This is a genomic window from Subtercola sp. YIM 133946 (genome assembly GCF_036553535.1).
GTDB lineage: Bacteria > Actinomycetota > Actinomycetes > Actinomycetales > Microbacteriaceae > Subtercola.
Genome location: NZ_JAZHPE010000016.1, coordinates 168,286 through 188,520 on the forward strand (window position 1 = coordinate 168,286; position 20,235 = coordinate 188,520).

Annotated in this window: 18 protein-coding genes; 5 read left to right on the top strand and 13 right to left on the bottom strand. The window is 68.8% G+C overall.

Features of this window, described 5'->3' with window-relative positions; translation table 11 throughout:
• Positions 1 to 64: 64 nt before the first annotated feature.
• From V3W46_RS06025 to V3W46_RS06070, 10 genes are all read right to left on the bottom strand, one after another.
• Complete coding sequence (locus V3W46_RS06025; protein WP_331782188.1) at positions 65 to 1,570, bottom strand: aldehyde dehydrogenase family protein; 1,506 nt, start codon at positions 1,568 to 1,570, stop codon at positions 65 to 67.
• Positions 1,571 to 1,662: 92 nt separating this feature from the next.
• Positions 1,663 to 2,796, bottom strand: coding sequence for a LacI family DNA-binding transcriptional regulator (locus V3W46_RS06030; RefSeq protein ID WP_331782189.1), 1,134 nt, complete (start codon positions 2,794 to 2,796; stop codon positions 1,663 to 1,665).
• On the bottom strand, positions 2,793 to 4,025 hold the full coding sequence (locus V3W46_RS06035; protein ID WP_331782190.1) for a fumarylacetoacetate hydrolase family protein: 1,233 nt from the start codon (positions 4,023 to 4,025) through the stop codon (positions 2,793 to 2,795). Before V3W46_RS06035 ends, V3W46_RS06030 begins: the two co-directional genes overlap by 4 nt.
• Positions 4,026 to 4,149: 124 nt before the next feature.
• Complete coding sequence (locus V3W46_RS06040; RefSeq protein ID WP_331782191.1) at positions 4,150 to 4,950, bottom strand: enoyl-CoA hydratase/isomerase family protein; 801 nt, start codon at positions 4,948 to 4,950, stop codon at positions 4,150 to 4,152.
• Positions 4,947 to 6,074: an extracellular solute-binding protein gene (locus tag V3W46_RS06045; RefSeq protein WP_331782192.1), complete on the bottom strand. Its 1,128-nt coding sequence runs from the start codon at positions 6,072 to 6,074 to the stop codon at positions 4,947 to 4,949. The genes V3W46_RS06040 and V3W46_RS06045 overlap by 4 nt, the downstream gene beginning before the upstream one ends.
• Positions 6,071 to 7,366 carry a CaiB/BaiF CoA transferase family protein gene (locus V3W46_RS06050; protein WP_331782193.1) on the bottom strand — a complete coding sequence of 432 codons (1,296 nt, stop codon included), beginning with the start codon at positions 7,364 to 7,366 and terminating at the stop codon, positions 6,071 to 6,073. The genes V3W46_RS06045 and V3W46_RS06050 overlap by 4 nt, the downstream gene beginning before the upstream one ends.
• Positions 7,367 to 7,466: 100 nt before the next feature.
• Entirely contained in the window at positions 7,467 to 8,600 is a 1,134-nt protein-coding gene (locus tag V3W46_RS06055; RefSeq protein WP_331782194.1) for an aldose 1-epimerase family protein, read from the bottom strand.
• Positions 8,597 to 9,352, bottom strand: a complete 756-nt coding sequence (locus V3W46_RS06060) for an SDR family NAD(P)-dependent oxidoreductase (RefSeq protein ID WP_331782195.1) — start codon at positions 9,350 to 9,352, stop codon at positions 8,597 to 8,599. The genes V3W46_RS06055 and V3W46_RS06060 overlap by 4 nt, the downstream gene beginning before the upstream one ends.
• A 2-nt stretch (positions 9,353 to 9,354) precedes the next feature.
• Complete coding sequence (locus V3W46_RS06065) at positions 9,355 to 10,269, bottom strand: sugar phosphate isomerase/epimerase family protein (protein WP_331782196.1); 915 nt, start codon at positions 10,267 to 10,269, stop codon at positions 9,355 to 9,357.
• A 55-nt stretch (positions 10,270 to 10,324) separates the two neighbouring features.
• Complete coding sequence (locus V3W46_RS06070; protein WP_331782197.1) at positions 10,325 to 11,413, bottom strand: Gfo/Idh/MocA family protein; 1,089 nt, start codon at positions 11,411 to 11,413, stop codon at positions 10,325 to 10,327.
• A gap of 200 nt (positions 11,414 to 11,613) precedes the next feature.
• Here V3W46_RS06070 and V3W46_RS06075 point away from each other — a divergent pair, with 200 nt between their 5' ends.
• The 4 genes from V3W46_RS06075 to V3W46_RS06090 are packed head-to-tail and all read left to right on the top strand — an operon-like array spanning position 11,614 to position 16,344.
• Positions 11,614 to 12,696: a substrate-binding domain-containing protein gene (locus tag V3W46_RS06075; RefSeq protein WP_331782198.1), complete on the top strand. Its 1,083-nt coding sequence runs from the start codon at positions 11,614 to 11,616 to the stop codon at positions 12,694 to 12,696.
• Between the two features lie 2 nt (positions 12,697 to 12,698).
• Positions 12,699 to 14,309 (top strand): sugar ABC transporter ATP-binding protein, encoded by a 1,611-nt coding sequence (locus tag V3W46_RS06080; protein WP_331782199.1) that lies wholly within the window; start codon positions 12,699 to 12,701, stop codon positions 14,307 to 14,309.
• Positions 14,306 to 15,313 carry an ABC transporter permease gene (locus V3W46_RS06085; protein WP_331782200.1) on the top strand — a complete coding sequence of 336 codons (1,008 nt, stop codon included), beginning with the start codon at positions 14,306 to 14,308 and terminating at the stop codon, positions 15,311 to 15,313. Before V3W46_RS06080 ends, V3W46_RS06085 begins: the two co-directional genes overlap by 4 nt.
• Entirely contained in the window at positions 15,310 to 16,344 is a 1,035-nt protein-coding gene (locus V3W46_RS06090) for an ABC transporter permease (protein ID WP_331782201.1), read from the top strand. Before V3W46_RS06085 ends, V3W46_RS06090 begins: the two co-directional genes overlap by 4 nt.
• 10 nt (positions 16,345 to 16,354) lie before the next feature.
• Here V3W46_RS06090 and V3W46_RS06095 read toward each other — a convergent pair whose 3' ends face one another.
• From V3W46_RS06095 to V3W46_RS06105, 3 genes are all read right to left on the bottom strand, one after another.
• Positions 16,355 to 17,227, bottom strand: a complete 873-nt coding sequence (locus tag V3W46_RS06095) for an oxidoreductase (protein WP_331782202.1) — start codon at positions 17,225 to 17,227, stop codon at positions 16,355 to 16,357.
• 210 nt (positions 17,228 to 17,437) lie between these two features.
• Positions 17,438 to 18,262, bottom strand: coding sequence for a class II glutamine amidotransferase (locus V3W46_RS06100; protein WP_331782203.1), 825 nt, complete (start codon positions 18,260 to 18,262; stop codon positions 17,438 to 17,440).
• A 25-nt stretch (positions 18,263 to 18,287) separates the two neighbouring features.
• Positions 18,288 to 19,226: a hypothetical protein gene (locus V3W46_RS06105; RefSeq protein WP_331782204.1), complete on the bottom strand. Its 939-nt coding sequence runs from the start codon at positions 19,224 to 19,226 to the stop codon at positions 18,288 to 18,290.
• Positions 19,227 to 19,488: 262 nt separating this feature from the next.
• On the opposite strand from V3W46_RS06105, the gene V3W46_RS06110 reads away from it, so the two are divergent.
• Positions 19,489 to 20,235, top strand: a complete 747-nt coding sequence (locus tag V3W46_RS06110) for a DUF72 domain-containing protein (protein WP_331782205.1) — start codon at positions 19,489 to 19,491, stop codon at positions 20,233 to 20,235.

Below are 20,235 nucleotides of genomic sequence, written 5' to 3' on the forward strand. Positions count from 1 at the left end.
TTCGAACACCCGCAGACGCGCCGAACGGGCGCGCATGCATTCGAGGGCGCCGCGGCGCGGCGGGTCAGGGCAGGCGCAGCACGCCGTCGACGCGGGTCGGTACCGTCAGAGGGCCGTCGCGCAGCTCGGCGGGGAGGAGCGACTGGGGGGCGTTCTGCCAGGCGATCGGCCGCAGGAAGCGGCGCATCGCCGTGACGCCCACCGAGGTGTGCAGCGAGTTCGTGGCGGGCCACGGCCCGCCGTGCTGCTGGGCCCACGAGACGCGCACCCCGGTCGGGTAGCCGTTGAAGACCACGCGGCCGACGTTGCGCTGCAGCAGCTCGACCAGCGGCGCGAGGGCGGCGAGCTCGTCGTCTTCGGCGTGCACGGTGGCGGTCAGCGAGCGCGGCACCTCGAGAAAGGCCGACGCCACGGTGTCGAGATCACTGTAGCGGGCGAGCACGACGAGGGGGCCGAAGCATTCTTCGCTCAGCTCGGAGGTGAGCTCGGCGGCGAGGGTCGAGAGGATGGTCGGCGACACGTCGAACGCGTCACCGAGGCCGCCCGGCGCTCCGGTCGCCAGCACGTCGCCGCCGGCATCCTTCAGGCGGGCGGTGATGTCGTGGTACGAGTCGCGGATGCGCGAATTGAGCAGCACCTGCGCCTCGGCCTGCTCGGTCAGCCGGGCCAGCGCGTCGACCAGCAGCTGCCCCTCGGCCCCGTCGGGAATGAACGCGATGCCGGGCTTGGTGCAGAGCTGGCCCGCTGATCCGGTGACGGCCGCGAACAGCCCCGCCGCGATCTCGTCTGAGCGCGCGGCGACGGCGCCGGGAGTGACGATCAGCGGGTTCACGCTGCTCAGCTCGCCGTAGAACGGAATCGGGTCTGGCCGCGTGTCAATGGCCGCCCGCAGCGCCGATGCGGCCCCGAGCGACCCGGTGAAGCCCACAGCAGCGATCGACGGATGCTGCACCAGCGTCACCCCGGCCGCCTGCCCGTACACGATGCCAAAGGTCGCGGCCGGTGCGCCCACCTCGGCCGCCGCCTCACGCAGCACCTCGAACGACAGCCGGGAGGTCTCGGGATGCGAACCGTGCGCCTTGGCGACGACCGCAGACCCGGCGGCAATGGCCGAGGCCACGTCGCCGCCCAGCACCGAGAACGCGAACGGAAAGTTGCTCGACCCGAACACGGCGACGGCGCCCACCGAGACCAGCAGGCGGCGAACATCCGGAGCCGCACCGAGCGGGGTGTCGGCGGCGTGGTCGATCATCGCCTCGAACATGCTGCCCTCGCGCACGGCCTCGGCGAAGAGCGAGAACTGGAAGGCGCTGCGGCTCAGCTCGCCGTTCAGACGCGCCTCGGTGAGGCCCGTCTCGGCCGCGGCGGTGCCGACCAGCTCTGCACGGTGGCGTTCGGCCGCTGCCGCCATCGCATCGAGCAGCGTCGCGCGCCACTCCCGGCCGCGGGCCTGCAGGTCGAGCGAGGCGTCGCCTGCCGCTCGGGCGATGGCATCGACGTCGGCCGGGTCGGTGGGGGCCATCGAGGTGTCGGCGACGACGCCGGTGGCGGGGTTCGTGGTGGTGATCATGTCGCGTCCTTCAAAGGGTGTGGTGGCCGAGAGGGTGTGGTGGCGTGTGTAGATGCGTCGGCATCGGTGCGAGCGAGCCGTGGCGGGGCCGGTCAGGCGCTGTCGCGCCCGACGACCGAGAAACCGAGGTCGATCTCGGTGGTGTCGCTGGGGCTGTGCGTCATGCGCCCGACGAGGAGCCCGCCGGCCGTGGTGCCGATCTGACGGCTGGGCACCGACACCGTGGTCAGCGTGGGAATGACGTGCCGCGCCAGGTCGAAGTCGCCGAACCCGGTGATGGCCAGGTCTGACGGAACGGCGATGCCGCGCCGGGCGCACTCGAACAGCGCCCCGAGCGCGAAGATGTCGCTGGCGAACATGAGCACGTCGGTCTCGGGATGCTCGGCGAGCGTCGTCGCCAGCAGGTCGGTGCCCGTGTCGAAGTCGATCTTTCGCGTGCCGGAGTCGACCACACGAATCGGTTCGCCCGGCAGCAGGCGCCGCACCGCGCTCTCGAAGCTCGACTTGCGGGCCATGGCTCGCGAGTCGCCGCTCTGCAGCGACCCGGCGAACGTGGGGTGCGTGTACCCGCGCGACACGACGTATTCGACGATGGCCGCGGTGGCCTCGCGGTTCGAGAACCCGACCAGCGAGTCGATGGGGTCGTCGGTGAAGTCCCACGCCTCGACCACCGGCACCCGCGACTCGCGCAGCAGATGGCTGGTGTTCGGGGTGTGGTTGGTGCCGACGATGAAGATGCCGTCGGGCCGGCGCCCCAGAAAGGCGCGCACCAGTTCTTCTTCGTGCGAGGGGCTGTAGTCGGTCGACCCGATGAAGAGCTGGTACCCGGCGGGCGCGAGCACCTCTTCGAGCCCGTGCAGCGAGTCGGCGAAAACCGAGGCCGAGACCGACGGGATGATCGCGGCGACGGTCATGCTGCGGTTGCTGGCCAGGTTGCTCGCCGCCAGGTTGGGCACGTAACCCGTCTGGGCGATCGCATCGCGCACCCGCTCGAGCGTGAACTCAGAGACCAGTTCTGGGCTGCGGATGGTGCGCGACACCGTCTGCGGCGACACCTGGGCGGCCTTCGCGACGTCGCTGAGGGTGACCGTTCCGGTCGAGCGGCGGGTGGGGCGGTGGCCGGCGACGATGTCGGCGCCGGCCAGGGGGTCGTTGCCGGCGAGAGGGTCGGCGACGACGGCCGGCGCGAGGTGCTCGTCGGTGGCGACGGCCGCCGCGACGCTCACAGCAACCTCCGCGCGGCCAGGTTGCGCATCAGGCTGGCGACGCCGAACTGCCATGGGTCGCACCTCTCGCTCGTCTCGACCTGGTTCACCAGACTACCGAGTTCGGCCGACGAGATTCGTACGACGTCGCCGACCTTGTGGGTGAATCCGAGGCCCACCGTATCGCGGTCGTCGACCGGCGCGAACATGGTGCCGAGCATCAGCACGGCACCGTCGGGGTACTGGTGGTGCGGCCCCATCAGCTGCGCCACGAGGTCGAGCGGGTCGCGGCTGATCTGGCGCATCTCCGACGACCCCGAGAGGTGGAATCCGTCGAGCCCGTCGACCTCCAACGTCACCGTCAGCGTACGTACGGTCGCCAGGTCGAGGGTGTCGTCGAAGAGCCGGATGAACGGCCCGAGCCCGCACGAGGCGTTGTTGTCTTTAGCCTTCGGCAGCAGCAGCGCCGACCGCCCCTCCACATCGCGCAGGTTGACGTCGTTCGCCAGCGTGGCACCGACGACACGCGCCCGGGAGTCGATGATGAGGGCGACCTCGGGCTCGGGATTGTTCCAGGTCGACGTGCTCAGCACTCCGACCTGGCCCGCCGCACCCACGGCCGACAGCGCCGACCCCTTGGTGAAGATCTCGGCGTCGGCCCCGATGCCCACCTCGAGGTACTGGCTCCACAGCCCCTCTTTCGTGAGGTACTTCTTCAGGGCCATCGCCTCGGCTGAGCCGGGTTTCAGCGTGTGCAGGTCGGCCCCGATCTCGCTCAGGATGCTCGCCCGCAACTCGTTCGCGGCGGCCGCGTCACCCTTCACGCGCTCTTCGATCACACGCTCGATCATCGAGACGGCGAAGGTCACCCCGGCCGCCTTCAGAGCCTGCAGGTCGACCGGCGCCAGGAGCCACGGCTTTCGGGCATCCCGGCGCTCGCGGGGTGTGTTCGCCACGACGTCGTCGAGCGAGCCGAGCCGGTCGGCGGCGGCCAGGGCCGCGCGGGCCGCCGCGGCCGGGTCGTCGGTCTCGAAGAGGTCTCGGGTGAGGGCGAATGAGGGGCTGATGTCGAACACGCCGTCGTCGGTGACCACGACGGGCGATGGTCCGCCGACCGCCGGGTCGAACACGCGCCCGACGAGGGTGCCTCTGGTGCCGTCGTGGGGCAGCAGGCCGGCGGCGCTGCCGACCCAGTCGGCTGCCGGGGCACCCGCGCGGTCGCCCTGCGCGTCGGTCGATGCGGTCGTCATGGCTGGTCTCCTCGGTGGGGCGGTGCGGTTCGCGCGGGGTGTGGCGGTCGATCAGTGGGCTGCAAGTGGTGGGTGGCGATTCGTGTGGGCGGTCGGGCGGTCAGCGATGCGGCGGGTGGGGCGGTCAGCGACGGTGGAAGTCCGCCGGCCGTCTCTCGGCGAACGCGGCTCGACCCTCGGCCGCGTCGTCGGTGGCGAAGCAGATGGTCTGCAGGTCGCGTTCGTACTCGATCGCTTTCTCCTGCGGCAAAGCGTACGCGGCATGCAGGTTCGCCTTCGCCGTCTCGGCTGCGATGGGTGGCCGCGACGCGATCGTCTGCGCCAGTTCGGCCGCACGAGCCGCCAGCCGGCCGGGCTCGACGACCTCGGAGACCAGGCCCCAGGCCAGTGCGGTCGGCGCGTCGATCGGGTCACCGGTCATCAGCATCAGCGCCGCATTGCTCGACCCGGCCGAGTGGGCGAGAAAGCTGCTCATACCGCCTCCGCCGATCCAGCCGAGCTTGATCTCGGGTGCGGCGAACGAGGCGGTGCTCGAGGCGATGCGGATGTCGCAGGTCATGGCGGTCTCCAGCCCCCCGCCGAGCGCGTAGCCGTTCACCGCCGCGATGACGGGCTTGCGCAGGCGGCGCAGGGCGTCGCAGTAGTCGACCCGGTTGCGGAACTCCCACGGCGTCGTGTACTTCTCGAGCTGCCGGATGTCTGACCCGGCCGAGAACGAGCGCTCGCCCGCGCCGGTGAGCACCACCACCCGCACCTGGTCGCTGTCGTTGGCCCACTCCGCGGCCTCGACGAGGGCATCCGACATCTGCTGGGTGACCGCGTTGAGCTTCTGCGGCCGGTTGAGCGTGATGGTGGCGACGTGGCCGTCGAGCTCGACGATGATCTCGTCGGTCGGCGACACGAAGGCGTTGTCGGTGGTGGTCATGCGCCGGCTCCCTGTGTTCTGGCGAGCGCCTGCTGAGACGCACGGAATGAGTGGTCGAGCTGCTCGAGCCCGGCCCTGATCGACTCGTCGCCGCTCAGCACCCGGCGGATGATCGCCGAGCCCTCGCTCTGGAAGCCGATGAATCCGGTGTATCGCGGCCGCACCCATGACCCCTCGATGGTCGCGAGGGTCGAGGAGTAGAAGCCGTGGCTCTGCCGACCGACGACGTCATCGCCCCACGCCCCTCGGTGCGACGGCTGGCCCTGGTGCCCGGGGATGAAGGTGGTCTGGGTGCCGGCCGACATCAGCCATTCGATGTGCGCGAGCACGTCTGGCGTGACCACACAGCGCTGGGTCAGCGCCAGGCCGGTGCCACCGATGGTCGACCCGCGCCGCAGCTCCAGCGGGGCGTCGGTGAAGCGCAGTGTCGGCGAGCTGTAGTTCACGTAGCCGTACACGAGGGGAATGTAGGCGATGTCATCGGTCGACGACATGCGCTGCAGCAGTTCGATCGGGCTCTGCGACTCGGTGCCGACCACCGCGCGCGCGGCGATCGAGCGCAGGGTCGCGAGCGCCCGCGCGCCGGTGTCGTGCGAGACGAACGTGTCGCCGTTGCGCTGCGGAGCCTCGCCGAACGCGACGCACAACGATGAGAAGCTGAGAAAGGCGTGCGGCCCCGACAGCGAGAGCGCCACCCGGCCGTCGTGGCACGCGTCGATGACGTCGTGCCACGTCTGCGGTACCTCGGCAACCAGATCGAGGCGCACCGCCGCGACCTGGGTCGCCGCGTCGAGCGGCACGGCCCACTGCCGCCCCTCGAGGCTGTACGACGAGAAGGAGGGGCCGACGGCATCCCGAGCCCAGGCTGCGAGCTGTTCGGGCGAGAAGTAGTCGTCGAGGGGCCGCAGCACGCCATCGGCGCAGGCTTCGCCCAGGTGCGGGTGGTCGAGCACGATCAGGTCGTAGCGGGCGGCGAGCTCGGCGATCGGGTGCGACTCGAAGCCCTCGAGGGGATGCACGTTCCAGTCGATGCCGAACGAGTCGGTGCCCCGGGCGCGCTCGGCCGCCCGCAGGGCGTTCACGCCCCGCGGGTGGTCCCAGGTGAGCCCCACGTACCGGGTCATGAGCGCACGGGCTGCTCGGCGGTCTGCGCCGGGGTGGCCTGCTCGTCGACGGCCGCGATGTCGCCCGACCGGATGAGCTCGTCGATGCGGTCGCCGCCGACCCCCAGCGACTCGAGGATCTCGCGGGTGTGCTCGCCGGTGAGCGGCGCCCCACGATCGATGCGGGCCGGCGTCGCCGAGAACTTGTACGGAAAACCCGGTGTCTTCACCGGTCCCTCGGTCGGATGCTCGTACTCGACGAAGGTGCCGTTGTGAATGATCTGCGGGTCGTTGACCAGCGCCTCGTAGTCGTACACCGGCCCGGCCCAGATGGAGGTCTGCGCGAACACGTCGAGCCAGTGCTCGCTGGTGTTCTCGATCAGCTTCGCCGCCGTCTTCTCGAAGAGCTCGTCGCGGTGCGACCAGCCGTGCACCTCGCTCGTCATGCTGAGAAAGCTCGGCTCACCGATCGCGCGGCCGAGTTCGGGCAGGTCGGGCATGGCCAGCGCAATGAACCCGTCGGAGGTCTTGAAGGCCCCGTAGGGTGCGCGGATGTAGACGTGTGCGTGCGGCTGGTCGCTGCGCTGCTGCTTCACCTTGCCGACCGTGAAGACCGACAGCTCCTGCATCTGCAGGGTGGTGATGGCGTCGAGCATGTTGACGGTGACGAGCTGGCCCTCGCCGGTGCGCTCGCGGTGGAAGAGCGCGGCCAGCACCGCTTCGAACGCGGTCGAGGCGGTGACGGCATCGACCAGGTACTGGCCCGCCGGTTGCGGGGCCTCGCCGTGCTGGCCGGCCGACAGCATCGCGCCGCTCATCGCCTGCAACAGCAGGTCTTGGCCCGGTCGGTTGCGGTAGGGGCCGTCTTCGCCGTAACCCGAGACCGACACGTAGACGAGGCGCGGGTTGAGTTCGCGCAGCGAGTCGTAGTCGATGCCGAGCCGGGCGGCGACCCCGGGGCGGTAGTTCTGCAGAAAGACATCGCTCGTCGCCACCAGGTCGCGCAGGATCTCGCGGCCGCCGTCAGACTTTAGATCCAGCGCGATCGAGCGCTTGTTGCGATTCAGCGACAGGAACGAGACGTTGATCTTGTTGCCCGCGGCCCCACCGGCGGCCGCATGGCGCTGCCACTCCCCCGTGGTGGGCTCGACCTTGATCACGTCGGCGCCGAGGTCGCCGAGCCGCTGGGCCGCGAACGGCCCCGCCATGGCGATCGAGCAGTCGAGCACCCGGATGCCGCTCAGTACGCCGCGCGGAAGGCCGCTCTGCGGCTCGCCCTGCGCCGCGGGCGGAAGGCTGTCATTGTCGTTCATCTGCGTCTCTCTCTGTGCGACCATCGGCGACCGGCGTCGATGGCAGCGCTAACATCATCATAGCAAAGGGTTCTGGGCGGCATCCCACCCGCGGCCGGGCCTAGTCGGGCTGGTCGCCTGTTCGGCGGATGCGATCGCGGGCCGCGCCGGTCTCAGCCGCCCCCTGCAGCACCCGGATGCTCGTGCGGTACTCGCGGCTCTCGCCGTGCTCGAGCCAGGTCATCGTGCCGTCGTCGCGTGCCGCCTGGTCTCCGGCGACGTGGTTCGTCGACGGTTCGAGCCCGACGGCGTACTGGCCGTCGCGCAGGTTCTGCCACTCGAAGAAGTGCGGCATGCCTGCGGCCGTCCACGACACCTCGACGCCCCGTGAGGCGTCGGCCGCGATCAGGGCCACGCGGTGCAGGCCGTCGTCACCCGCGATCAGCTCATGCTCGAACACCTGCTCGACGAAGCCACGGATCGGCGCAGGGAGCGTGCGGTACGACACCCCCTGCTCGGCGACCGACGGCGAGGTCCATAGGTGCTTCGACACCGCGGCGACGAATTCGGTGCCCTCGTCGACGAAGGGCCAGCCGATGTTCAGGTGGTAGAGGAACATGTGCGGTGTGGGCTCGAAGCCCAGGTTGTCGACCACATCGTGCAGCCGGATCTCGCGGCCGTCGAAGTCGACCTCGATCGTGCGCGTCAGGCGCAGGTGCTCGCCGAACGAGGTGGCCTGGATGACCTCGGCGCGTGCCCGAAAGACCACCGCGCCGTCGACCACCACCTCGGCGGCCTCGAGCAGCCGCGCCGGTATCGCCGTGAGGCGGCCGTGCAGGCCGTGGCTGACCGACTGCTTCGGCGGGTAGTTGTACCGTGCGGCATCCACTTCGCCGCCGAACAGTGCGTGGTCGAGGCCGCCCGTGACGAGCAGCCCGTCGAGGGCTCGCAGCCACGACAGCCCGCCCTCATCGCTGTGCTCGTGCAGCCCGGGGTGACGAAAGCCGTTGCCCGAACGCCAGCCGAGCGGTGCACCGCCGAACCGGGCCGAGCCCAGGTCGAAGGCTCGGTCGACGAGAATCTCGAGTTCGAGCCCCGCGCTCGTTCTGAGCTCGAGCGCCCTGACCCCGCGCTCCACACCGTTGTCGAGCACCACCGAACGGATGCCCGCGACCGAAGCCGTGTCGCCGGTTCGGCGCCGCAGTTCGGGCAGGGTGAGCCGCTGGCCGAACACCTCGTACTCGTGCTCGCTCATTCCATCACCCATCCGCCGTCGACGTTGATCGTCTGGCCGGTCACGAAGGTCGACTGGTCGCCGACGAGGAACGCGATCACGTTGGCGAGCTCGTCGGGCGTGCCGCGCCGCTTCAGCGCCTGGTGCTCGAGCACGAAGTTCGTGTACTCGTCGGGATTGTCGTGGATCTCTTCTGCCTTGGTCGGAAAGGCGCCCGGCGACACCGCGTTGACGCGCACGTCGAACTCGCCGAGCTCGCGGGCGAAGGCGCGCGTCATGGCGACGGCCGCGCCCTTCGTCGACACGTAGCTGGCCAATTTCGACCAGCCGCCATGCCAGGTGATCGACCCGACGTTGACGATCGACCCCGCCCGGCGGGCCACCATGCCACGGGCAGCGGCCTGCGCGGCCACGAAGTAGCCCCGCTGGTTGACCGTCACCACGTCGTCGAACTCTTCGACGGTGATGTCGAACAGAGGGGTGGCCGGGTAGATCGCCGCGTTGTTCACCAGTGCGGCGATCGGCCCGACGGTCTGTTCGACGTCGTCGATGGCGGCGACGATGGCCGAGGCATCCCGCAGGTCGACTTGCAGCGTCTGCTGCGCGCCGCCCGCGGCCTCGATGAGCCTGGCCGTCTCGGCGAGTTCGCCGCCCGCCCGCCCCAGCACTGCCACGGTGAAGCCGTCGGCTGACAGCCGCAACGCGGTCGCGCGCCCGAGCGAGCCGCCCGCGCCGGTGACCAGCGCGACCGGGGTTCGGTCATCAGTCGTCATGCTCAGATACCGTATCTCTTCAGCGTATCGACGACGAACTGCTTCGCGCGCGGCACATCGGCCTCGTCGAGGTGCTCGATGATGAGCGGCACGTTCGGGTTGCGCTCGGCGAGCCGCTGCAGGTACAGGTCGTAGTTCAGCGAGCCGAGGCCCGCGGCCGGCAGTTCGATCTCGCCGACGCCCCGGAAGGTGTGTGATTCGAGTGCGTTCGCGTCGCCGATGTCGGCGTGCTTCTCGCCCTTGTCGTCGCCCGAGCGCTTCACATCTTTGGCGTGCGCGACGCGCAGCTTGTCGCCGAGGGCGTCGAACACCTGGTTCAAGACGGCATCCATGTCGTCGATGTTGTACGACTCGAAGTAGTTCGTCGGGTCCATCAACAGCTCGAGGCCGGGGCTGCGCACGTCGTTGAACACGCGCAGGGTCTCGGCAACCGAGCCGATGACGTTGTTGACGTATGTCTCGAGCAAGAAGACCGAGCCGTGGTCGTAGGCCTCCTGGGCGAGCTCGGCGATCACGTCGCGGGCGGTCTCGTAGCCCTCTTCGGTCTTGTTCTTGTCGTCGTGCACCCAGTCGCTCTCAGTGTTGAACGTGCCCGACTCGCTGATCACGTAGGGCGTGCCGAACTTGCGTGCGTTGCGGATGATCTCTTTGAGGTAGTCGACCCGGCGTTTGCGCTCGTCGAGGTCGGGATGCACGATGTTGGTGTAACCCGAGATGGCGCAGATCGGCAGATCGTGGTCGCGGAAGGTGTCGCGAACGAGCTTGGCCTTCTGGTCGGTGATCTGGCCGGCCGACAGGTCGATGTCGCTGAAGTGCAGGTCGAGCTGAACGGTGTTGAACCCGAGGGCGCGAATCGAGGTCGCGGTCTTCTCGAGGTCGTAGGGAAAGTATCCGCTGAAGATACCGATTTGAATCATGGCGTCATTGCTCCTAAGTGGTGATTCTGGTGATTCTGGAAGGGGTGAAGAGGTCTCAGATGTCGAATTCCGACAGCAGAACGGGCCGCCGCTCGTCGATCGAGCGGTAACCCGCCTCGACCAGCGCCATCGTCTTGACGTTGTCGGCGACGGTCAGAGCCGGCTCGGTGCCGGTGTCGAGCGCGTACTGCAGCTGTTCCATCACGCCGATGAAGGCCTGCGGAAACCACATGGTCTGCCAGGTGGGCGTCACCCACCGCCCGTCGGTGGTGATCGACGAGGCGTAGGTCAGCGTCGACGGCTCGCCCGAGGGCCAGCCGATGGTGCCCTGGGCGACGCCCGCGGTGCCCTCGACGCGCCACTTTATGTAGATGTCAGAGTCGAAGCCGTCTTCGCGGGGCCCGCTCCAGACGTCTTCTGTCGAGAGGGCGAGCACGTTGCCGGGGAAGCGCAGCGTCGAGACGACGATGCCGTCGGTGTGCTCGAAGGTGGTGCGGGGGTCTTGGCGCGCCACAGTGGTGATCTCGGTGGGTTCGCCGAACAGGTACCGCAGGGCATCCAGATGGTGCACGCTCATGTTGGCGAGGGTGAGCCGGTCGTACCCCTCGAGAAAGCCCTGCCAGTGCGGAATGGCCCGCATGTCGATGGTGGCGAAGACCGGATCGCCCAGTTCGCCGCGGCCGAGCAGCTGGCCGAGCACTCTGATCGACTGGTCATAGCGCATGTTCTGGTTGACCGAGAGGATCTTGCCTGCCGCGGCGGCCTCATCGCGCAGCGCGATCGCCTCGTCGAGATCGAGGGCCAGCGGCTTCTGCGCGAGAATGGCCAGAATGTGCGGCTGCTTCAGGGCCTCGCGGATGATCGCCGGCTGCAGGTCGGGCGGGTAGGCGATGTCGAGCACCTGTACCTGTTCGTCGGCGATCAGGTCTGAGGGCGAGTCGTGCACCGTGCCGATCGAGTAGCGGTCGGCCACGGCCTGCGCGTTGGCCTTGGTGCGCGAGGCGATGGCGACCACCGGAAAACCGGCCTCGCTGTACGCCGCGAGGTGCACGTCGGCCATGATCATGCCCGCACCGATGCAGCCGATACGAAAGTCTCGGCACCTGACCTCGACATCGGGGGTCAGGGAATCTGTCTGAACCATGGGGTTCACTTCGGGCTCCTATCGCGTCGTTGCGACTTTTTTCTCACTGTAGCGGATTTCGGTGGCAGCGCTACTGGCAGCGCTGCCATAAATACGCTAGTGTCCCAAATTACATTCGTCAACCACGAACGGCCACGGCGCTCACCGCCTCGCATCTCGGGGTTCGACGCCTTCACCGAAGAGGTTTCAAAGGAGAAATCATGCAGAAATCACGTCGCACAGCGCGGCTGACCCGCATAGCAGTCGCCGTCGCAGCGATGTCGACAGTCGCCGTTCTGGCTGGCTGTTCCAGCGCACCCGCAGACGGGGCGGCCGGCACCCCGGGCGCCAGCGGAAAGAAGTTCGTCATCGGCTTCGAACAGCCGCTCGGCGGGCAGGCCTGGCGCGAAATGGGCCTCGCTTCACTGCAGGCCCTGGCCAACTCGCCCGAGTACAAAGACAAGGTCGAGCTGAAGATCGTTCGCACCAACGACAACGACGCCGCCCAGCAGAACGCGGCGATGCAGAACCTCATCGCCGACGGGGTCGACCTGATTCTGTTCGACCCGGCCTCGTCGTCGGGTGCGAACGCGGCCATCGCCCAGGCGTCGGCCCAGGGCATCCCGGTGATCGCCAACGGCGGCCCGTACGACGGGTCAGACGTGTACGTGGTCTCGACCGACTGGGCCAAGGCCGGCACGACCGGTGCCGACTGGCTGGTCAAGAATCTCGGCGCGAACAAGAACGTCGCCGTACTCGAGGGCCTCGCGGGCGTACCGCTGAACGAAGGCTCGATGCCCGGCGTCATCGACGACCTGAAGGCCGGCGGAGCGAACGTGGTGGCGCAGGACACCAACGGCTGGAACGAGGCGACGGCCCAGCAGGCCATGTCGAACATTCTGCAGTCGAACCCCGACGTGGGCGGTGTCTACTCGTTCCTGACCGGCGGCCAGGGCGTACCCGAGGCGTTCAAGGCCGCGGGCATTCCGTTCGTGCCGGTGGTCGGCGGATCCGGCTACAACGGCGAGGCGTGCGAGCTGGTGAAGTACGGCCCCGAGGGTCTGAAGGGCGACATGGTGTTCGGCCAGCCTGCCATCTACGCGAAGGGCCTCGAGCAGGCCGTGAAGCTGCTCGAAGGCGGCACGATAGACAAGACGCAGCTGTTCCCGCCGCTCGAGATCAACAACGACAACGCAGCGACCTTCTGCCTGCCCGACAAGCCGGCCAACTTCCAGTTGGGCTACGACTTCCCCGGGCTGAACATCCAGCTCTCCGACGTTCTGACCTACTACTCGGGCAACTAGCGATGACGATTCACCAGGAGGGGGCCACGGCATCGGCCGTGGCCCCGCAGGGCGACCAGCTGCTGATCGCCTCAGAGCTGGTCAAGAACTATGGCGCGGTGCAGGCCGTCGCCGGGGTCTCGATCAGCTGCCGCCGGGGTGAGGTGCTCGCCCTGGTCGGTGAGAACGGTGCCGGCAAGAGCACGGTGGCGAAGATCCTCGCCGGGGCCGTGTCACCCACGTCGGGATCGCTCAGCGTCGACGGAGTCGAGCTGCGCGCGGCGAGTGTGCGCGACTCGCGGCGCATCGGTGTCGCCTGCGCGTTTCAAGAGCTCGCACTGGTTCCCGAGTGGACGGTGGCCGAGAACCTCGAGCTGCCCGACGGCAGGGCCCTGCACGGCTTCTCGCAGAAGAAGTCGGTACTCGCCGCGAGGCAGACGCTCGCGGCGCTCGACCTCGGCCAGATCGACGCGACGGCCACGGTCGGTTCGCTGTCGCTGGCCGACCGGCAGCTGGTCGAGATCGCGCGAGCACTCGCCTCGAAGCCCAAGCTGCTGATTCTCGACGAGGCGTCGTCGGCGCTGACTCCCCCGGGCGTGCAGTGGCTGTTCGCGCGCATCCGCGAACTGACCGCCACCGGGGCGAGCGTCATCTATGTGTCGCACCGGCTCGGTGAGATCGCCGAGATCGCCGACCGCGGCACGGTGCTGCGCGACGGCCGCGTCGCCGGCGAGTTCACCCGGGGGTCGTGGACCGACGACGAGCTGATCAGCCTCATGGCCGGGCGCGAAGCCTCCCGCTTCTTTCCCGACCCCCCGGCACAGACCCGAACCGAGAAGGCGCTCGAGGTCTCGAACCTGCGTGCCCAGGGCATCAACGGTGTCTCACTCAGCGTCGGAGCCGGCGAGATTCTCGGCGTGGGCGGCCTGCAGGGGCACGGCCAGGCCGAGCTGCTGCGTGCACTGTTCGGCGCTGCGCCGGCCTCGGCCGACAGCTGGTCGGTGGCCGGCAGGCGGGTGCGCAGGCTGACCCCCGTCGCCGCGGTCGGTCTGGGCATCGGCTACGTGCCCGAAGACCGCAAGACAGAGGGCCTGGCGCTCGAACTGGGCGTCGGCGAGAACCTGCTCGCCCCCTGGTTCCGGGCGTGGCAGCTCGGCGGCCGGCCTCGGCTGCGCTCCGAGCGCGGCTGGATCTCGGGAGTGCTCACGGCGCTCTCGGTGCGCACCCGCGGACCGCTCGAGCCTGCCGGCTCGCTGTCGGGCGGAAACCAGCAGAAGCTCGTGTTCGGCCGCTGGATGGACCGCAGCCGCAGCGTGATCCTGCTGCACGACCCGACCCGCGGAATCGACGTCAGGGCGAAGCAGGAACTGTACCGGGCCATCGTCGACCTCGCCGAACAGGGCGTGGGAGTCGTGTGGTTCTCGACCGAAGTGGAGGAACTCGTGCACGTGTGCAATCGGGTCGTCGTGCTGTACCAGGGCGCGATCGCCGACGAGCTGGTGGGCGAACGCCTCACCGCCGACGCGGTGGTCGGTGCCGCCGTGGGTGTCACCGGGCGAACGGCCGGCCACGCAGATACCGCCGTCGCCGCCGACAGCACGGGTGCCACGGCGGAGCAGGGGGCCCGGGCATGACCGCCGCGACCTTCTCGCACACCGCCCCGACCGGCTACCGGCGGCAGGGCTTCGCACGCCTGCGGCGCGAGGGCGCCCTGGCCCCGATTCTCGCCTTCGTGGTGTTCTTCGTGGTCTACCTCATCATCAACCCCGGGCTTTTGACCCGCTTTCAGCTGCAGACCGCCGCGAACCTGGTGGTGCCGCTCGCGCTGATCGCGCTCGCCCAGCTCGTGGTGGTGCTCGTCGGCGGCATCGACATCTCGATCGGGGCCATCATGAGCCTCTGCAATGTGGTGTTCGCCTCGCAGCTCGAGCACTTCCCCGTGCCGATCGCCCTGCTGATGGCCATCGGGGCGGGGCTCGCCTGCGGCCTGTTCAACGGCATCCTCGTCGCGTACGCCGGCCTGCCGTCGATCGCTGTGACGCTCGCGAGCGCATTCATCATCGGCTCGATCGCCCGCGAGGTGATGGACCGCCCGGGTGGTGGGGTGACGAAGGAGATCTACCTCGCGACCAGCGGCGAACTGCTGCCGTTCATCCCGATCTCGCTGTTCTGGCTGGCGGTCATCGCGGTGCTGCTCTGGCTCTTGCTGCAGCACACGGCACTGGGCCGGCACATCTACGGCGTCGGCTCGAACATGGAGAGCATGAAGGCGGCGGGCCTCAACGCCCGCGCCACCAAGCTCGCCGCGTTCGCCCTGTCGGGGCTCATCGTGTCGTTCGGCGCCATCATGCTCGCCGGGTCGACCGTGACCGGCGACCCACGCAGCGGCGACCCGTACCTGCTGAGCTCGATCGCCGCGGTCGCACTGGCCGGTGCCAGCTTCGCCGGCGGCAAGGGCAGCATCATCGGGGCGATTCTCGCCGCATGCACCCTGGGCCTGATCGGCAACCTGCTGTTCTTCGGCGGCATCAACTCGTACTGGCAGTACGTGATCAGCGCCCTCATCATCTTCGCCGTCGTCGGTATACCGGTGATCTGGCGCAAGCTCTCGTTCAGAGTCAAAGGAGTCTCGTCATGAGCGTGACCACCCGCCCCCTCGGCGCACCGCAGCAGTCGGCCGCGGCGCCCGAACCGGCGCCGCCGGGCTCGGCCCCGCGCATGACGGCGGCGCGGCTGACCGCCCGCATTCCGCGGGCCGTCTGGCCGCTGCTCGCCTTCGTAGTGCTCTTTCTCATCGGCGGCATCGTCAGGCCGAATCTGCTGTCGCTCGACTCGCTGATCGCCACCGCGACCTTCGCGATGATCCTCTCGATCGCGTCGTTCGGGCAGACCGTGGCGGTCATCCAGGCCGGCATCGACCTGTCGGTGCCGAACACGATCGGCTTCGCCGCACTGGCCTTCCTGACCTCGGTGGGCCCGTTCGGCCCCGTGGGCGCCTTTCTGATCGCCCTGGCGGCCGGCGTCGTCATCGGCTGCCTGAACGGCATCATCATCTCGAAGCTCGGCCTCACCCCGATCGTCACGACGATCGCTATGAACGGATTGTTGTTCGGTGTGATTCTGCTGAGCTTCAACTTCTCTGAGCTGACGGTCACCCCCGAGTTCGTCACCGCCATCACGTCGGCGAAGATCTCGGTCTTCGGCGTGCAGATGTCGGCGGTGCTGCCGCTCGGGCTCGCCCTGATGCTGGTTCTGCAGCTCGTTCTGAGCTTCACCGGCTGGGGCCGCAGTCTGTTCGTGGTCGGCTCGGCGCCCGACACCGCGCGGCTCGCCGGCCTGCCGGTCGACCGCATCCGCATCAGTGGCTACGCGCTGAGCGGCATGCTCGCCGCCTTCGCCGGAATCGTGATCGTGGGCTTCTACCAGCAGGCGTCGGCGACGATGGGTGCGAGCTATCTGCTGAGCTCGGTGGCGGCCGTGGTCGTCGGCGGTGCGTCGATCTTCGGCGGCCGCGGCTCGATGGTCGGCACCGTGGGCGGCGCGCTCGTGCTCGGGCAGGTGGCGACGCTCGTCACCGTGCTGAACCTCGGCTCGAACATCCAGCAGCTCATCTACGGCGCGATCATTCTGATTGTCATCTCGTTGTACGGCCGCAAGAGCGGGGGGTGACCCGCCCGCGTCACTCCCCCGCGATGCCGTCCAGTTCGGCCACCGCGTCGGCAGGCAGCTCGAGCGCCGCGCCCGCGACGTTCTCGCGCAGGTGCGCCACCTTCGAGGTGCCGGGGATGAGCAGTATGTTCGGCGACTTCTGCAACAGCCAGGCCAGAGCCACGGCCATCGGCCGGGCATCCAGTCGCGCCGCCACGTCGTTCAGGGTCTGCGACTGCAGTGGCGAGAATCCGCCGAGCGGAAAGTAGGGCACGTACGCGATGCCCTGGGCGGCCAGCGCGTCGATGAAGTCGTCGTCGCTCCGGTTGGCGATGTTGTAGAAGTTCTGCACCTCGACGACCGGCGCGATCGTCTGCGCCTCGGCGAGCTGCTCAGGCGTAACTGTGCTCACCCCGAGGTGCCGGATCAGGCCCTGCTGCTGCAGCTCGGCGAGCACGGTGAACGGTTCGGCGAGCGACCCGGGCGTGGGCGCGTCGAGCCCGCCGACCCGCAGGTTGACCACGTCGAGAGCCTCGAGCCCGAGACGGTCGAGGTTGTCGTGCACGGCCCGGCGCAGCTGATCGGGAGCGAGCGCCTTCGGCCAGTTGCCCTCGGCGTCACGCAGCGCGCCGACCTTGGTCACGAGGTGCAGATCGGCCGGGTAGGGGTGCAGGGCCTCTGTGATGATCTCGTTCGTGACGAACGGCCCGTAGTAGTCCGAGGTGTCGATGTGAGTGATGCCGAGTGCCACGACTTCGCGCAGCACCGCCACGGCCTCGTCACGGTCGGCCGGCGGGCCGAACACGTGGGGGCCGGCAAGCTGCATGGCGCCGTACCCGATGCGGGTGAGGGTGAGGCCGGGGGCCGGGGTGAACGTGCCGCCGGCGAGAAGAGGGGATGCCATACTGTGCCTTTCGCTTATCGGCAGTCGAACCGGCGGCACATGCGCCGCGCGGCCTCCGTCTGCCGTACTCCAGCATGCGCCTCGTGCCGGGTGGCAGCCAGTGCACTGCCGTTCCTAGGATGGGTGTGCCCGGGAAACAGTGTGGGCACCGAGCGTGGGCAGCGAGCCCGGGCACCCGAGCGTGGGCACCCGTACGGACACCCACCGGCCTCACGCGGCGAGGAAGTCGCGGTGGTGGTACCCACCCGAGTCGAGAATGGCGACGGTCGACTCGGGCACCTCGAGGAAGGCGCCCGGCAGGTCGTTCAGCGGCTCAGAGACGACGACGTGGGCGTTCGCACTGAACGTGTTGATGCGGTCGATGTCGGGGTACATCTCGTGCAGTGTCGGAATGTCGACCGAGTGGAAGAGCGAGCGCGACGACCCCTGAGACGAGTACCGGAACGCCCAGAGCGTCGCCCCGTCTGACAGAGCCATGGTGCCCTGCATCGGAAAGAGCACTCCGTTCGCCCGGCCGACCTCCTCGATCATTCGGATGGCCGCGCCGAGACCCGCGATCGGGTCGTCGCGCAGCCCGAGCGTGAGCGCCAGGTGGAACAGCACCTCTGAGTCGGTGGTGCCTTGGATGTGCGGGTAGAGCGACGGATCGACGGCGAACACCAGCTCGCGCTTGAACTTCGCGAACCCCGACACGAAACCGTTGTGCATGAAGAGCCAGTTCTCGTACCGGAACGGGTGGCAGTTGGTCTTCTGGATGGGCGGCCCGGCGGCCGCGCGCACGTGCGAGAAGAACACCGGGCTCTCGATGGCCGAGGTCAGCTCGCGCAGGTTCGTGTCGTTCCAAGCCGGCTCGACCGAGTGGAACAGGGCCGGCATGCTGCCCGCCACCGACCCCAGCGGGTACCAGCCGAAGCCGAAGCCGTCGCCGTTCACGGTCTCGTTGCCGAGCGGCGAATTGAGTGACTGGGCGACGAGCGAGTGCTGGGCATCCATCACCAGCGTCGCGGGGCGCAGCGGCTCACCGCGGTAGGCCAACCATCGGCACACCTCTAGGCCCCCGTCACGGAATGTCGACTCTGGCGGTGATCACGTTCATGCGCGGGATGACCGCGCTCATCCAGGAGTAGACGATGAAGTTCGACGCGCTGGTGCCCTGCAGCGGCCGGCCGGTGTCGCTCGTCAGCGTCGATGCAGCCGACACCGCGACCACCGTGCCGAGCAGGTAGCTGCGGCCGCCCTGCACCACGAACGGCGCGGAGAGCGCGCCGCCGGCGAAGGTCGACGAGAACTGGTGCCGCTCGGGGCCGAAGCTCTGGTCGCGCGTCATCGACTCGACGGCGACCGACCGGAACCCCATCAGGTCGAACCCCGTGGGGATGACCTGCCAGCAGGCCAGCAGGATCGACGCCGAGAGCGTCACCCGCCCCGCCGAGAGCGTGGGAAAGTACTGCAGCGAACTCGTCAGCAGCCCCGTCACGTTCACGTCGGGTTCGTAGTGGATGACGCCGAGCGAGAACGACGGGCTGTAGAAGATTCCCACCCCCGCCTGCGCCGACGCGTCTTGGGCAGGGGCCGACCAGGGCACCTGCGCGAAGGCGAAGGCGGTGCCGTCGACGCGGGAGGCGTGGTTCGGTGGGCCCGGGCTGGTCCAGTCGAGGCCGTAGCGGTGGTCATCCGGTGTCGGGGCCGGCCAGAAGTTCAGACCGTTCGCACCCTGCGGAATGTAGAGCGAGTCAGGCCAGCTGAGCAACGACGGGGTGTCGAAGACGGGCCAGTTCGCCCACTTCTTGAGGTCGAGCACCGATGCGGTGCGCAGGGTGTCGAGGGTGGCTCTCAGATCGTCGGCCGAACCGGCGCTCTCGGCGAGCGCACGGTCGACCCCGGCAGACGCCTCGACCAGTTCGCGCCCATGGCCCGTGGGCAGGGCGAGCGTGTCGAGCTGGTCGCGCGAGAACTCGGGCCGCGCTGACGCCGGCCGGGCAGAATCAGTTTCGATCATCGTCGTCACCTCACTGTGAACGTACTGTCGCTGATGCCCACCACTGTACTCACTGTCGTGTCGCAGAGATAGAGACGACGCGATTGCGGTGCCCCGTCAAGCTCTGGCGAGCACCCCGGCCGCACGGTGTACTGGCTGTACGTGCGCCGCCACGAACGATCGCCGGCCGGCAGAGACGTCGAAAGGGATTCACGATGAGCACCGCCCCCACTCCGACCGGCCCGTCTGACAGGTGCGAGTTCGGCGACGCCGGGGGGACGGAATGAGCATCCACATCGGCACTTCGGGCTGGAGCTACGACCACTGGGACGGCGTACTGTACGACCCCGGCCTGCCGCAGTGGCGCCGGCTCGACCGGTATCAGGCCGAATTCTCGACCGTCGAGCTCAACGCGAGCTTCTACCGCTGGCCCAACGACAGCACCTTCGCGGGCTGGCGTGATCGCCTGCCCGAGGGCTTTCTGATGTCTGTGAAGGCGCCGCGCGGCCTGACCCACGGCAAGAAGCTCTACGCGCCCGAAATCTGGGTGGAGCGCATGGCCGGGGCGTGGCATGAGCTCGCAGGGCGACGGGGGATCATCCTGGTGCAGCTGCCACCCACGATGCAGCGCGACGACGAACGTCTGCGCTACTTTCTCGCCTCGTTGCCCGAATGGATGCGCGTGGCCGTCGAACTGCGCCACCCGACGTGGAACGACGAGGCTGTGTTCGGGCTGCTCGAGCAGCATGGTGCGGCCTACTGCGTGATGAGCGGGGCGAATATGCCGTGCGTCATCCGAGCCACCTCCGACGTGGCGTACGTGCGTCTGCACGGCCCCGACCACCACGACCTCTACGCGGGGTCGTACTCCGACGCCGACCTGCACTGGTGGGCCGATCGCGCTGCCGAGTGGAACGCGACCGGCCGCGACTCGTTCTTCTATTTCAACAACGACGGTGGGGGGAACGCGGTGCGCAACGCACGCACGCTGCGGGGCATCCTGCGCGAACGCGGGCTGGATGCCCCGTGA